Raw genomic sequence first — 13,901 nt, 5'->3', positions numbered from 1 at the left:
ACTAACCCCGGGGACTGCGGTATTTTTGAACCGTGCTGATCTCCGACCGCGACATTCGAACCGAAATTGACCGCCAGCGAATTGTGCTGGATCCCTATGACGAGGCGATGGTCCAGCCCTCGAGCGTCGACGTCCGGATTGACCGCTACTTCCGGTTGTTCGACAACCACAAGTACGCGCACATCGACCCTGCTGAAGACCAGCCCGAGCTGACCAGGCTGGTGGAGGTGGACCCGGACGAGCCGTTCATCCTGCACCCGGGTGAGTTTGTCCTTGGGTCAACCTACGAGACGGTGACCCTTCCGGACGACATCGCGGCACGGCTGGAGGGCAAGTCCTCACTGGGGCGGCTCGGACTCCTGACGCACTCCACCGCGGGATTCATCGACCCGGGGTTCTCCGGACACGTCACCCTTGAGCTCTCCAACATGGCCACCCTGCCCATCAAACTGTGGCCCGGCTCCAAGATTGGCCAGCTCTGCTTCTTCCGGCTCACCTCCCCCTCCGAACACCCGTACGGCTCCGGCCCCTACGGGAACCGGTACCAGGGACAGCGCGGCCCGACGGCGTCGCGCAGCCACCAGAACTTCCACCGCACCGCCATCTGACAGCCAGCCCCAGCCGACCCTCAGTAGGACGGGACGACGGCGGTAGCCACCTTCGCGGGCGGCTTCACCGGGAGCAACACCAGCAGTCCGACCAGCAGCACCACCAGGATGCCGATAGTCCCAAACCGCTGTTCACCGAAGATGGTGATCGACGCCGCGAAGAGAGCGGGTGCGAGGAAGCTGACGGCTCGTCCCGTGGTGGCGTACAGGCCGAACAGTTCACCCTCTTCTCCGTCCGGAGCCAGACGCGCAAGATATGCACGCGATGAGGCCTGCGCCGGGCCGACGAAAAGGGTGAGCATCAGCCCGAAGACCCAGAACGTCGTATCTCCGGTCCAGGTGTAGCCGAACACATCGTGGGTGCCCGGGCCAAGGACCAGGACGGCAGACCCGGCTACCAGCAGGCCGATCAACGAGATGATGATGACCCGTTTGGGCCCAGTCCTGTCGTCCAGGAAACCGCCGCCGATGGCACCGACCGCCGCAATCAGGTTGCCGGCGATGGCGAAGACAATCACCTCGCTCAGGGTGAAGCCGAACGTACCCGCGGCGATGATGCCGCCGAAGGTGAAAACGGCGGCCAGCCCGTCACGGAAAATGGCACTGGCCAGCAGGAAGAAGATGGTGTGGGGGCTGGTCCGGTAGATTGCCTTGACCCGCCGGAAGAGGAGACCGTAGGAGGCGAAGAAGCCCAGTTGGGCTGCTTTCTCCTTGCGCGGTACCTCCGGGACGACGAACATCACGGGCAGGGCGAAGGCCAGGAACCAGATCGCCGAGAACACTGCGACCAGCCGGATGTTCAGGCTGTCGGTGGTATCGGAGCCGAACCAGGGGAACACTGGCTCCACGAAGGCCACGAGCACCAGGATCAGGGCGACGATGCCGCCCACGTAGCCCATGGCCCACCCGAACCCGCTGATCCGGCCGATGCTGCTCGGGGTGGAAATTTGCGTCAGCATGGCGTTGTAGTTGACTCCGGCGAACTCGAAGAAGACATTGGCCAGTGCAATCAGCGCGACCCCGAGGAGCAGGAACTCGGGTTGGGGGAAGACGAAAAAGCACAGCCCGGTCAGGACTGCCACGAGGAGGCTGTTCACGCCGAGCCAGAGCTTGCGCCGGCCGCCGCTGTCGGAGCGCTGCCCCGTCACCGGTGCCAGTAGCGCGATGAGCACTCCGGCAGCGGCGAGACCCCAGCCCAGCACCACCGAGGCCCTGGCCTCCCCACCAAACGCGTCGCTGGTCAGATACACGGTGAACACGAAGGTGGTCATGACCGCGTTGAAGGCGGCCGATCCCCAGTCCCAGGAGGCCCACGCGAGGACCGGCCGGGACAGCAGCCGGCCCGCACCGGACGCCGTCGTGCCCGATGTCGTACCCTCCGGCCGGGCAGCTGGAACTGGATGGGACGGCACCGGCTGGGGAGGATCCACGCTCATACGGTGAATGCTATCCCGCGGATACCCGCAAACCCATGAACATCTTCCGTTGATCGCACAAACGCGCGGGTCAGGCACGGTATTCCGGAAACCCCGAAACAGTCGCCGACGGCGTAATACGTCGGGACGGCCTGTATTCCACAGGTAGAATAAGTCGAAGCCCCTGACCGTCCGCGCTGTCTATCAGCTGACCGTCTCATCTGAGAGATCAGGAGATCATCGTGCTAATCGTGCTCATCGCGTTATTCGCGGTAGCCTTTGTCGCGCCGTTGATCTTCCGCCGGCTCGGCCGCTCGGCCTTCTACGTGATCGGGGCGGTTCCCGGAGCGGCCTTCGTCTGGTTGGTCATCACCTTCGACCAGTACACGGGCGAGGGGCAGAGTCTCCTCGAGGGCCAGCCCAATGCCCCGCCCTCGATAGCCTTCCAGTGGATTCCCGGTCTCAACCTTGAGCTGGCTTTCCGGATGGATGCCCTGGCGGCAATACTGTCGATCCTGATCCTGGGTATCGGCGCCCTGGTCCTGTTCTACTGTGCACGGTACTTCAAGCAGGACGAACCGAACATCGGCCCGTTCGGCGCCCAACTGCTCGCGTTCGCTGGGGCCATGTTCGGCCTGGTCACCGCCGACAACATGATCCTGCTGTTCATTTTCTGGGAACTGACCACTGTCCTGTCCTACCTGCTGATCGGTTACTCGCGGCATCGTCTGGCGGCGCGCCGCGCGGCTCTCCAGGCCCTGATCGTTACCACCTTCGGCGGTCTGACCATGCTGGTCGGCATGATCATGCTAGGCCAGACCGCCGGGACTTACCGGATCTCGGACATCATGGCGCAGTCCGAGTCGCTGCTGTCCAACGGACTGGTGATCGACGTCGCCATCGGGCTGATCCTCGTCGGCGCCCTCACCAAATCCGCGTTGGTCCCGTTCCACTTCTGGCTACCCGGAGCGATGGCGGCGCCCACCCCGGTGAGCGCCTACCTGCACGCCGCGGCGATGGTGAAGGCTGGTATTTACCTGGTCGCCCGGTTCGCGCCGGGGTTCGCTGATGCTGCCTCCTGGCTGCCGATGGTGTTGATAATCGGCCTTGCCACCATGCTCGTGGGCGGTTGGCGGGCGCTACGCCAGCATGACCTGAAACTGATTCTCGCGTATGGAACGGTGAGTCAGCTCGGGTTCCTCACGATGGTGGTCGGACTCGGCGGCCCCGGCGGGGCGCTGGCCGGATTGGGCCTCCTCCTGGCCCACGGTCTGTTCAAGGCCACCCTGTTCCTGGTGGTCGGCATCATCGACCATCAGGCTGGCACCCGGGACATCCGCAAACTCGCGGGAATCAGGAAAACCGCCCCCGCCCTGGCCGTGATCGCCACGATCGCCGCTGCGTCGATGGCGGGACTCCCACCGCTGCTGGGCTTCGTGGCCAAGGAATCCGTCTTCGAGACCTTCGTTCACCAGGCGGAGATCGATCCCACCCCCGTCGGCACACTCCTGCTTGTCGGCATCGTTGTTGGTTCTGCCCTGACCTTCGCCTACAGTGCGCGATTCGTCTGGGGCGGTTTCGCCTGCAAGGGCAAAGCCGCCACCCCGTTCACGCAGGTGGAGAAATCCTTCCTTTTCGCGCCGGCGCTGCTCACCGTATTCACCGTGGTCCTCGGCCTCTGGCCTGCACCAGTGGATTCCATCATCCAGCCCTACGTCACCCTCTTCGAAGCCGACGGCGAGGAAAGTTACCTCGCCCTCTGGCACGGGTTCACTCCCGCGCTGCTGCTCTCCGTAGTGACCATCGCCGTCGGTATTCTGCTGTTCTGGTTCCGGGCCCACGTCGAGCGTATCCAGTCCAGGGTTCCCTCAGTGGTCGACGCTGAGCGCGGCTACAAGTACACCATCGGCACGCTCGACGACGTCGCCGTCTGGATCACCGGCCGCACCCAGCGCGGTTCGCTGGCGTTCTACCTCTTCGTCATTCTGACCATGGCCATCCTCGCCCCCCTGGCAGCGATCCTGTTCTACGATGCACCGCTCCCGGATCGGTGGCACATCGCTGATTCACCAGCGCAGGTGGCGGCCGGCGTCGTCATCATTATCGGCATTCTGGCTGCAGTCCGCGCTACCAAGCGGTTCATGGCAGTGCTCATGGTCGGGGTGACCGGATACGGGATGGCCCTCATCTTCGCGCTGCAGGGGGCGCCGGACCTGGCGTTGACCCAGATGCTGGTGGAAACCATTGTGCTGGTGGCTTTTGTGCTCGCGCTGCGCTCGCTACCCGCGCGGCTGTGGCAGCGGGAGCCGGGACGGTACCGGTTGCTGCGCGCCGTGCTGGGAATCTCCTTCGGCCTGGTGATGGTGGCAATCGCCATGTCATCCATGGCATCACGGGTCGCCAGCCCGGTGTCACTGGAGTACCCGGGTCTGGCCTACGAGGGCGGCGGTGGAGAGAACATCGTCAACGTCACCCTGGTCGATATCAGGGCCTGGGACACGTACGGGGAAATTTCAGTACTGGCCATCGCAGCCACCGGCATCGCCAGCCTGATCTTCATCCGTGGCCGGGGCGACACCCGCCAGCGGGCAGAGACCGTCAAATCCGGATCCGTCGATCGCGGCCAGGAACCCATTGCCGAGTTCGGTCGGGAAGCCGCAGCACTGGAGTTGGCGAAGAAGTTCTCGTCAGTCTCCCGGGACGCGTGGCTGGTCGCCGGCCGGACCCTCGCGCCCGAACGCCGATCGATCATCTTCGAAGTCGTCACCCGGCTGCTCTTCCACTCGATCATTATCTTCTCCATTTACCTCCTCCTCGCCGGTCACAACCTGCCGGGCGGTGGATTCGCGGGTGGACTGTTGGCGGGGCTGGCGCTGACCGTGCGCTATCTGGCGGGTGGCCGATTTGAACTGGCGGAAGCCAGCCCGGTGAGCGCGGGGGTCCTGCTCGGCGCGGGTATGGCGACCACCTCCCTGAGCGCGCTGATCCCGCTGCTGCTGGGAGGCCAGATCCTCCAGACGGCCATCCTGGAGTTCTGGTTGCCGGTCTTCGGCGACGTCAAGTTCGTCACCTCGACCATTTTCGACATTGGTGTGTACCTGGTGGTCGTCGGGCTGGTGCTCGACGTGCTGCGCAGCCTGGGCTCGGAGATCGATGAACGCAGCGAGGGCCTCTCGGCGAAGAACGACCCGAGCGAGATGAAGCTACAACAGCAAGAACATACCGAAACCGGCGAGGGAGTAGCTCGATGAGCGTCAACATCACCCTGCTGGTGGTCATGGCAGCCCTCTTCGCGGGGGGCATCTACCTGCTGCTGGAACGCAGCCTGACCCGGGTCCTGCTGGGTCTGATCCTGCTGGCCAACGGCGCCAACATCCTGTTGCTTTCCGCGGGCGGTCGGGCCGGCGTCGCCCCCCTGTACTCGGAGGAGATCGCCGCCGACGCCTACTCGGATCCGCTGCCCCAAGCCCTGATTCTGACCGCCATTGTGATTTCCTTCGCCGTGACCGCCTTCATGCTGGGCATCATCTACCGGTCCTGGGTGCTGGGCCGCCGCGACGAGGTCCAGGACGATATGGAGGACCGCAGGGTCGCCAGCCAGGGCAGCTTCGACGCTGAAGACGACGCCGATGTCCCCGAAGAAACCACCGAGTTCACCCCGCTGGAGGAAGCCGAGGAAGCGCCCGGCTCTCAAAACGCGGGCGTCCTTGATCTTCCCTCCGAACCGAAGGAGCCACGGTGAACATTGCAAGCCTCGCACCGCTGGCGGTGGTCCTCCCGTTCCTTGGCGCAGCGGTTGCCTTCCTCCTGATCCGGCATTCCCGCTCGCAGCGGGCGGTCAGCATTTCGACCCTGAGCATCACACTGATCCTCGAACTGTTCCTCCTGCAGAATGCCGCAGAGCACGGAGCCACCGCGGTGTTCATTGGTGGGTGGATGCCGCCTTTCGGCATCACCCTGGTGGTCGACCAGTTTTCCGCTCTCATGCTGGTTATTTCGACGGCGATCAGCCTCGCGGTGCTGATTTACGCCACCGGACAGGGCATGACCGACGGCGATGAAGACGGCCCCATCTCGATCTTTCACCCCACCTACCTGATCCTGGTGGCCGGCGTCTCCAACGCGTTCATGTCCGGCGACCTGTTCAACCTGTATGTGGGCTTTGAAATCCTGCTGACGGCCAGCTATGTGCTGATGACCCTCGGCGGAACCACCCAGCGGATCCGCGCGGGAGTGACCTACGTGGTGGTCAGCGTGGTGTCGTCGCTGCTCTTCCTGATTGCGATCGGCATGATCTATGCCGCAACGGGAACCATCAACCTGGCCGATCTTGCGGTGAAGCTAGGGGAGATCGACCCTGCCACGCAGATGATGCTGCACCTGATGCTCTTGGTGGCGTTCGGAATCAAGGCAGCCGTCTTCCCCCTGTCCTTCTGGCTGCCTGACTCCTATCCGACAGCGCCCGCACCGGTAACTGCCGTGTTCGCTGGCCTGCTCACCAAGGTGGGCGTCTACGCAATGGTGCGCACCGAGACGCTGCTCTTCCCGGGCGACCGCATCAACACCCTGCTGATGGTGGTGGCAATCCTCACCATGGTGGTGGGGATCCTCGGGGCCTTGGCGCAGTCGGATATCAAACGAATGTTGTCCTTCACCCTGGTCAGCCACATCGGGTTCATGATCTTCGGGCTGGCGATCTCAACCGTCGTCGGCTTGGGCGCCGCGATCTTCTACGTGGCGCACCACATCACGGTGCAGACCAGCCTGTTCCTGGTGACCGGGTTGATTGAACGCCGTGGTGGGACCGCCAATATGGATCGCCTTGGTGGGCTCGCCAAGCTATCGCCGCTACTTGGCGTACTGTTCTTCATCCCGGCAATGAATCTGGCCGGAATACCGCCCTTCTCCGGGTTCCTCGGCAAGCTGGGTATCCTGCAGGCCGGCGTCGAACTGGGCACACCCATCGCCTATGTGGCGGTTGGCGCCAGTGTGCTCACCAGCCTCCTGACCCTGCTGGCGATTGCCCGCGTCTGGAACCGCGCCTTCTGGCGCCGCCCCGAAGACGCACTGCACCCGGATCCCATCCTGCTCGCCACCAAGGCAGACGGATCAGCCGTTCGCACCTCGCAGCGCGTCAACAGCGAGACCACTGGGCGGTTCTCCGGGCGCAAACCGGTGAACCTGCTACCCCGCACCATGGTCGGTCCCACCATGGGCCTGGTCGGCCTGGGAGTGACCCTTACCCTCCTGGCGGGTCCGTTGTTTGAAATCAGCGACAACGCTGCGCAGAACATGCTGGAGCGGACCGATTACATTGAAGCGGTCCTGGGCGAAGGGAGCGCGCCATGAGCCGACAGAAGATCCCCTTCATCACGGAACTGCCCCTGATTATCTGGCTGGTCATCGTCTGGGGCGCACTGTGCAGGACTTCAGCCCGGGGAACCTCATTTTTGGCGGCCTGATCGCCTACGCAGTGGCCAACCTGCTGTACCTGCCGCCGGTGGAGCTCAGCGGCCGATTCAACGTGTTGTACGCGGTCCCGTTCATCGGACGATTCCTGTACAAACTCGTGGTGGCGAGTTTCGAAGTGTTTTGGCTCTCGCTCACGCAGGGCCCGAGGCTCGTCAACGCGGTGGTGGCAGTCCAGCTTCGGAGCCAGTCCGACCTTCTGGTGACCGTCACCGGGCACGCGCTCTCCCTGATCCCCGGATCGCTGGTGGTGGAGGTGGACCGCTCTACCTCCACGCTGTACCTGCACTGCCTGAATGTGAAGACGCCGGAGGGTGCAGCGAAGATCAGGTCCGATGTGCGGGCCACCGAAGCCTGGCTGATCAGGATTATGGGAACCCCGGATGATCTGGCGCTGCTGCAGACTGAGGTCCGGTTCGATCAGGAGAACGAAGAGCGTGAGGAGGGGATCCGGAAATGACGAGCGCCGTAATTATTGTGGGACTGTTGCTCGGATTCGCCGCCCTGTGCGCTTTGTATCGGATTGCGCGAGGCCCCTCGATCCTGGACCGGGTGCTCGCGATCGACGTGCTGCTCGCCATCATTGGTGGAGCGCTGGCCGTGGACATGGCAGTGAACCGGCACCTGGACAACATTGTGCTTCTGGTCGGGATTTCGGTGATCGGATTCATTGGATCCGTGACCGTCGCACGGTTCGTCACGGACAGGAAGTAGGACATGAGCGACACTCTCATTGACGTGGTGACAGCCGTTCTCATGATCGGAGGGGCACTGATGTCGGTTGCTGCCGGCGTCGGCCTGCTCCGTTTCCCTGACCTCCTCACCCGGATGCACGCGGCAACCAAACCCCAGGTGCTGGGACTGCTGCTGTTCCTCCTGGCCATGGGCTTACAGATGCGCAGCTGGGTGTTGATCCCGGTCCTGCTGGTGTGCTGGATTTTCATGCTCCTGACCGTCCCAGTCTCAGCCCACATGGTGGGCCGGGCGGGATACCGCACCAAACACCTGCGACGAGACCTGCTCAGCATGGATGAACTCGACGAGGTTGTGGAGAAGGCCGCCAACAAGAAGGCGCCCGGCCGGAATCCGACCGAGCGCCCCGATGAGACGTAAATAGGACCTACGTCAGGTCGCGGGACTTCGCGAACCGGTTGGCTGCCCGCTGCGTGGTGCGGTTGGTGAGGACCTGCAGGACGGCGCGCACGGCACCGGAGATCAGCGCGAACGCGATAGCGGAACGGAGGCTGTTCTCGAGCCCGTCCTCGTCCTTCGGTGAGGCTTTGCCGGTGGTCTTGTGCCAGATGAAATCCACGACCTTGGCTCCGGCGATGCCGGCGCCAAGGCTCAGTGCTACGCCCAGCAGTTTCATAAGCTGATTCATGGTGTCTCCTTCGATGGTGGCTCTTTTCTCAAGCCTAGCGTTTTCCTGTTGAGGTGAGACGCACCAGCACAGCCGGGAGCCCGCCGCCAGCCGCCGTGGTGGGTACGAACCTCTCAGGTGTAGAGTTGAAATTGCTAAACATACGACAGGGGAGCGCCGTCCATCCAGATGGACGGGCGCTGAGAGTGCGGCCTACCGCAGACCCTCGAACCTGATCCGGCTAGTACCGGCGAAGGGAGTCGAGTATCTCAGGGTGCCCGGCCGGTGGCACTCGCCATGGGCCCGGATACCCTCCCCTCCTGTACCTCAGGAGGTAAATTCACATGGCTTCATCAACTGCACCAACTCAAAACACGTCGACGCTGCGCGCCCGATATCAATGGCGCGTGGTCGACATTGTCGTTGCCTCGGTGGTGGCGGTCGCCGTCGGGGTGGTGTTCTTCGCCTGGTCGGCCGGCTACACGGGCATCGCTGCCTTGACCGGAGCGTTCCCGCCGTTGGCCGGTCTCTACACGGGTGGCTGGCTGATCGCGGGGGTACTTGGCGGTCTGATCATCAGGAAACCCGGAGCAGCCATCTACTGCGAAGTGCTGGCTGCAGCGGTTTCAGCGCTGCTGGGCACCCAGTTCGGGTTGACCACGTTGCTCTCCGGAGCCATTCAGGGCGTCGGGGCCGAGCTCATCTTCCTCTTGTTCCTGTACCGCAGGTGGAACCTCGGGGTGGCTTTGCTCGCCGGGCTTGGCGCGGGCCTGGCCCTCTCGATCAGCGAAAACATCCTGTACAACGCCCTCTGGGCCTTCGAATGGCAACTGATGTACGTGGTGTTCGCCTCGATCTCGGGCGTGATTATCGCTGGCCTGGTGTCGTGGCTGGCGGTCCGTGCCCTGGCCAAGACGGGGGTGCTGTCGGCTTTCGCCTCCGGACGAACGGCTGACGTTTAACCGGTATGGCTGACCACGGAAATACGCCGTCGGCCGTCAGCATCAGCGCGCAAGGCTGGAGCTGGCGGCACGCCGGCCGGAAAACCCCGGCGGTCCGGGACGTTGGCCTGACAGTAGCGCCCGGAGAACGGGTGCTGCTGCTCGGTGCGTCAGGGTCCGGGAAGTCAACCCTGCTGCACGGGTTGGCTGGTGTCCTCGGCGATGAGGGGCAGGGCGAACAGCACGGCTCCCTCACCCTCGACGGGCGGCCTCCCGGCGAGGTGCGCGGTCGCGCGGGGCTGGTGCTTCAGGACCCGGACTCTCAGATTGTGCTGGCCCGGGTCGGTGACGAGGTGGCCTTCGGCGCCGAGAACCAGGCCGTACCACGCGATCAGATCTGGCAGCGGGTTCGGCGGGCGCTCGACGACGTGGGGCTTGAGGTGCCGTTGGACCGGTCCACCAGTGCGTTGTCCGGCGGCCAGAAGCAACGCCTGGCGTTGGCGGCGGTGCTGGCGATGCAACCCGGGCTCCTGCTGCTTGACGAACCGACCGCCAATCTCGACCCGGCCGGTGTGCTGGAGGTAAGGGACGCCGTCGGGCGGGTCCTGGACCGCACCGGCGCCACCCTTGTGGTGGTAGAGCATCGGGTGGCGGTGTGGGCCGATGTGGTGGATCGGGTGGTGGTGCTGGCGGCCGACGGCGGGATCCTCGCCGACGGCCCCCCGGGAACGGTGCTGACCGACGCGTCGACCCGGGCCCGGCTGGCGGCGGCGGGGGTGTGGCTCCCCGGTCATCAACCGTCGGTTCCCACGCAGCTATCCTCACCGGGGGAGGAGCTGCTTACTGCCAGGGGACTATCAGTGGCGCGGGCCAAACGGGGACCGGCGGTGCTCGACGGCGTCGACGTCGCCCTCACCGCCGGCTCATCCCTGGGCATCGTGGGCCCCAACGGTGGCGGAAAATCGACGCTTGCGCTGACCCTGGCCGGGTTGTTGCCGGCGCGGCGCGGCCAGTTGGAGGCCGCACCGGCCCTCTCCCGCGGAGCCGGGAGTAGCCCGCACGCCTGGAAATCAGCGCAACTGGTGACCAGGATTGGGACGGTGTTCCAGGAACCCGAGCACCAGTTCCTCACCAACCGGGTAATCGACGAGCTGGAATTTGGTCCGCGGCGGCTAGGGGGTACTGACGAGGCGGCGGTCCGGCGGCGGGTGGATCCCATCGCCGAGCGGTTGAGACTGACCTCCCTGCTGCAGGCAAACCCCTTCACCCTGTCCGGCGGTGAAAAGCGGCGGCTTTCGGTGGCGACCATGCTGGCAACAGACCCGGACATCCTGGTCCTGGACGAACCGACCTTCGGGCAGGATGCCAACACCTGGGCCGAACTCGTCGCGCTGCTTGCCGAACTGATCCAGGACGGCGGCAGCCTGCTGGCGGTCACCCACGACCAGGAGTTCACCGACGCGCTGGGCAGCAGGCTGCTACGGGTCGCCGACGGCAGAGCCGACGTGGAGGTGCGTCCGTGAGTGTTGACGTTCTGACCCCCCACCTCACGGGCCGGCTCCTGCCGCGGGCCAACCCGCTATCCAAACTGTTCGCTGCCGTGCTGGTCACCGTGGTGGTGATGCTCAGCATCGACTGGGTCAGCGCCGCCGTCGTCCTCGTGAGCGAGTTGCTGCTGCTCCCGCTGCTGGGGATCAGCGCCTGGCAACTGCTGAAGCGGACCTGGCCTCTGGTGCTGGCGGCAGTGGTTGCCGCCTACGGTACGGCGCTGCTCGCCGAGAAGACCGGCGCTGTCCTGCTGGAGTTCGGCCCGATTCTGTTCACCCAGGATTCGGTGAACTCGGGCATTGCGATTGGCCTGCGCGGGTTGGCCATCGCCCTGCCCGGAATTTTCCTGCTCACCACTACCGATCCGACGGACCTGGCCGATGCCCTGGCGCAAAAGCTGCGGATGCCGCACCGGTTTGTGCTCGGCGCGCTTGCGGGGCTGCGCCTCGTTGGGCTGCTGGTGGACGAATGGAGGACCCTCGGGCTGGCCCGGCACGCCCGCGGCGTCGGGTTTGAAGGCAATCCGGTAGCCCGGTTGAGGAATTTCCTGGGGCAGGGGTTTGGTCTGATTGTGCAGGCGATCCGGCGGGCCACCCGGCTCGCGATGGCAATGGAGGCGCGCGGATTCGGGGCCGGCGACCGGACCTGGGCGAGGGAAAGCACTTTTACCCGGCTGGACCTCTGGGTCTGCCTCGCCGGGGTGCTGATCGCCGGGACCGCGGTGGCCGCGGCGGTGTGGGCGGGGACGTGGAACTTCCTGATCGGCGCCTCCTAGGGGCGCCGGGTCGAAGTGGCCCACGAGCAGCGCAAGCAGCCGAGCCCAGCGACCCTGCCAGGCCCGCTGAAGTGCAGCGGCCGCGTCGTCGGACGGGCCTGGCAGCGTCAGGAATCCGGTCAGTAGTCGGTGATGGGGCGCAACTCAACCGTGTATTCGGGCAGCAACTTCACCAGTTCCACCGCCACACCCAGATCGGGGACGTCCAACACGTAAAAACCACCCAACTGCTCGGCCGTTTCGGCGAACGGGCCGTCGGTGAGACTCACCTGGTCACCGCGGCGGCGCACCGTCGTCGCGGTCGAGACGCTGGGGAGCGCCTCACCCGCGACGATCTTTCCCTGCTGGCGGGCCGCCTCGGAAAAGGCGTCGTGCTGGGCCATGTACTGTTCCACTTCGGCCTCGGTGGCGTTGGCCCAGATCGACTCATCCTGGTATAGAAACACTGCAATTTTCATTTAGCTGCCCTCGCGTGGTCGAATGATGGCCCGGCTTTCAGCAGGCCCGGTGGTATCAGCCAACAACTCATTGACGAATTCCGCCAGTGCCTCCGGGGCGGCGGTTTCCACCAGGGAGAAACCGCCCAGCCGTTCGGCGGTCTCCGGGTACGGGCCGTCGTCATACCAACGCTCCCACCGCGCAGGATCCGTGCCGTGGTGGGCGGCTGCAGTTCGGCGCCGCCCGTTATAAAGTGTCGGCCCTCGGTGCAGCGCCTGGCGGACTCCTTCCCCTGACGGTTGGGGTAGGCCGGGTTCGACAACCGGCCTCAGGAAATTTTCGCCACCAACTCCGACAGCTCCCTGGTCAGCTCCGGGGTGGTGGTGATCGGCTGACCGTCAAGGGAGTTGACCGGTGCGAGGAGACGGATGCTGGAAATCAGCCACACGCCGTCGGCGTCGTACAGGTCAGCGGGCACCAGCGGGCCGTACCCGAGTTCCCAGCCGGCGGCCTTCGCTACGGTAAACAACGCACTCTGCGATGTGCCGGGGAGGATCCCACTTTCCAGCTGCGGGGTCAGCAGGGTCTTGACGCCGTCCCGGACCCGTGCCAGGAGGACTGTCGACGTCGGACCCTCAAGGACCTTGCCGTCCGATGAGGTGAAGATGACGTCGTCGGCGTCGTGCGCCCGCGCGTACCGGACCGCCGCCATGTTGACCGCGTAGGACAGCGTCTTGGCACCCATGAGCAGCCACGGTGCCCGCTGCGCCACCGTGCTGTCATACCCGCGCTCCAGGAACAGGACCGCAAGCCCATCCCTGCGCTGCTGCTGGGTCTTCGCCGGCACCGGCGCCACCTGAACCCACGCCGTCGGGGCGTCAGCTCCCTCAACCCCACGGGTGACCATGAGCTTCACGGCAAGCTCAGTATCCGCCTGGACGTGAGCCCCGGCGGCGTACTCGTCGAGTGCGGTGGTGATGGCCCGCCGCCAGGCATCCTCGGACGGGAGATCAAGGTCAAGGGCCCGGGCTGATGAGGCGAGCCGGTCCAGGTGCGCCTGCACCTTCCGGGCTTCTCCGTTGAGGGCCAGCAGGGACTCGAATATGCCGTCCCCGCGCGTTGCGCCAAGGTCGGTCGCCATGAGCTGTGGCAGTGATGCGTCGACGACGCGGCCGTCGTCGTGGGCGGGATCCAGGAACACAAGAACAGTCATGCGATCAGCTTAGTTGCCTCACTGACGCGGATGACGGTGCCGCACCCGTCGTATTTTCCCGTGCCAACCGGCACCGGATAGAATTTCATCAGTAGTGTTACCAATGGCACGCGGCCTCGTAGCAACGGGGCAGA

At 64.9% G+C, this 13,901-nt stretch carries 13 protein-coding genes, 1 pseudogene and 1 riboswitch; of the genes and pseudogenes, 10 read left to right on the top strand and 4 right to left on the bottom strand.

Annotation, left to right across the window (positions count from 1 at the left end; translation table 11 throughout):
• The first annotated feature begins 32 nt into the window (after positions 1 to 32).
• Positions 33 to 608 carry a dCTP deaminase gene (dcd, locus tag DDA93_RS07760; protein ID WP_019481751.1) on the top strand — a complete coding sequence of 192 codons (576 nt, stop codon included), beginning with the start codon at positions 33 to 35 and terminating at the stop codon, positions 606 to 608.
• Between the two features lie 20 nt (positions 609 to 628).
• Here the strand turns inward: dcd and DDA93_RS07755 are convergent, their stop codons facing one another.
• Complete coding sequence (locus DDA93_RS07755; RefSeq protein WP_116778435.1) at positions 629 to 2,044, bottom strand: MFS transporter; 1,416 nt, start codon at positions 2,042 to 2,044, stop codon at positions 629 to 631.
• Positions 2,045 to 2,265: 221 nt separating this feature from the next.
• Between DDA93_RS07755 and DDA93_RS07750 the strand changes: the two genes are divergently transcribed.
• The 6 genes and pseudogenes from DDA93_RS07750 (at position 2,266) to mnhG (ending at position 8,605) form a co-directional block, all read left to right on the top strand.
• Complete coding sequence (locus DDA93_RS07750) at positions 2,266 to 5,274, top strand: Na+/H+ antiporter subunit A (RefSeq protein WP_024477117.1); 3,009 nt, start codon at positions 2,266 to 2,268, stop codon at positions 5,272 to 5,274.
• Positions 5,271 to 5,765 carry a Na(+)/H(+) antiporter subunit C gene (locus DDA93_RS07745; RefSeq protein WP_019481754.1) on the top strand — a complete coding sequence of 165 codons (495 nt, stop codon included), beginning with the start codon at positions 5,271 to 5,273 and terminating at the stop codon, positions 5,763 to 5,765. The genes DDA93_RS07750 and DDA93_RS07745 overlap by 4 nt, the downstream gene beginning before the upstream one ends.
• The gene (locus DDA93_RS07740; RefSeq protein WP_116778434.1) at positions 5,762 to 7,372 is read left to right on the top strand and encodes a Na+/H+ antiporter subunit D; all 1,611 of its coding nucleotides are present in this window, start codon (positions 5,762 to 5,764) and stop codon (positions 7,370 to 7,372) included. Before DDA93_RS07745 ends, DDA93_RS07740 begins: the two co-directional genes overlap by 4 nt.
• Positions 7,369 to 7,952, top strand: a pseudogene (locus DDA93_RS07735) (Na+/H+ antiporter subunit E). The gene DDA93_RS07740 and the pseudogene DDA93_RS07735 overlap by 4 nt, the downstream one beginning before the upstream one ends.
• Complete coding sequence (locus DDA93_RS07730) at positions 7,949 to 8,206, top strand: monovalent cation/H+ antiporter complex subunit F (RefSeq protein WP_019481757.1); 258 nt, start codon at positions 7,949 to 7,951, stop codon at positions 8,204 to 8,206. Before DDA93_RS07735 ends, DDA93_RS07730 begins: the two are co-directional and overlap by 4 nt.
• A gap of 3 nt (positions 8,207 to 8,209) precedes the next feature.
• Positions 8,210 to 8,605: a monovalent cation/H(+) antiporter subunit G gene (gene mnhG, locus DDA93_RS07725; protein WP_019481758.1), complete on the top strand. Its 396-nt coding sequence runs from the start codon at positions 8,210 to 8,212 to the stop codon at positions 8,603 to 8,605.
• A 7-nt stretch (positions 8,606 to 8,612) separates the two neighbouring features.
• Here mnhG and DDA93_RS07720 read toward each other — a convergent pair whose 3' ends face one another.
• The gene (locus tag DDA93_RS07720) at positions 8,613 to 8,873 is read right to left on the bottom strand and encodes a DUF4235 domain-containing protein (protein ID WP_019481759.1); all 261 of its coding nucleotides are present in this window, start codon (positions 8,871 to 8,873) and stop codon (positions 8,613 to 8,615) included.
• A 137-nt stretch (positions 8,874 to 9,010) separates the two neighbouring features.
• Positions 9,011 to 9,128: riboswitch (TPP riboswitch) on the top strand.
• A gap of 68 nt (positions 9,129 to 9,196) precedes the next feature.
• On the opposite strand from DDA93_RS07720, the gene DDA93_RS07715 reads away from it, so the two are divergent.
• Genes DDA93_RS07715 through DDA93_RS07705 form a run of 3 tightly spaced genes read left to right on the top strand, consistent with a single transcriptional unit; the run spans position 9,197 to position 12,116 of the window.
• The gene (locus DDA93_RS07715) at positions 9,197 to 9,814 is read left to right on the top strand and encodes an ECF transporter S component (protein ID WP_024477112.1); all 618 of its coding nucleotides are present in this window, start codon (positions 9,197 to 9,199) and stop codon (positions 9,812 to 9,814) included.
• A 5-nt stretch (positions 9,815 to 9,819) separates the two neighbouring features.
• A complete protein-coding gene (locus DDA93_RS07710) occupies positions 9,820 to 11,316 on the top strand; it encodes an ATP-binding cassette domain-containing protein (protein ID WP_116778433.1) in 1,497 nt (498 codons plus the stop codon).
• Positions 11,313 to 12,116, top strand: coding sequence for an energy-coupling factor transporter transmembrane component T (locus DDA93_RS07705; RefSeq protein WP_116778432.1), 804 nt, complete (start codon positions 11,313 to 11,315; stop codon positions 12,114 to 12,116). Before DDA93_RS07710 ends, DDA93_RS07705 begins: the two co-directional genes overlap by 4 nt.
• A gap of 119 nt (positions 12,117 to 12,235) precedes the next feature.
• Here the strand turns inward: DDA93_RS07705 and DDA93_RS07700 are convergent, their stop codons facing one another.
• Together DDA93_RS07700 and DDA93_RS07690 are read right to left on the bottom strand one after the other, a co-directional pair.
• Positions 12,236 to 12,574, bottom strand: a complete 339-nt coding sequence (locus tag DDA93_RS07700) for a YciI family protein (protein ID WP_116778431.1) — start codon at positions 12,572 to 12,574, stop codon at positions 12,236 to 12,238.
• Positions 12,575 to 12,882: 308 nt separating this feature from the next.
• Positions 12,883 to 13,767, bottom strand: a complete 885-nt coding sequence (locus tag DDA93_RS07690; protein WP_019481111.1) for an aminodeoxychorismate lyase — start codon at positions 13,765 to 13,767, stop codon at positions 12,883 to 12,885.
• Between the last annotated feature and the right edge of the window lie 134 nt (positions 13,768 to 13,901).

It is taken from the genome of Arthrobacter sp. Bz4 (assembly GCF_003075455.1).
Lineage (GTDB): Bacteria > Actinomycetota > Actinomycetes > Actinomycetales > Micrococcaceae > Arthrobacter_D.
Note: the sequence above shows the minus strand (reverse complement) of the source record. Positions and strands in the feature narration are given on the sequence as shown.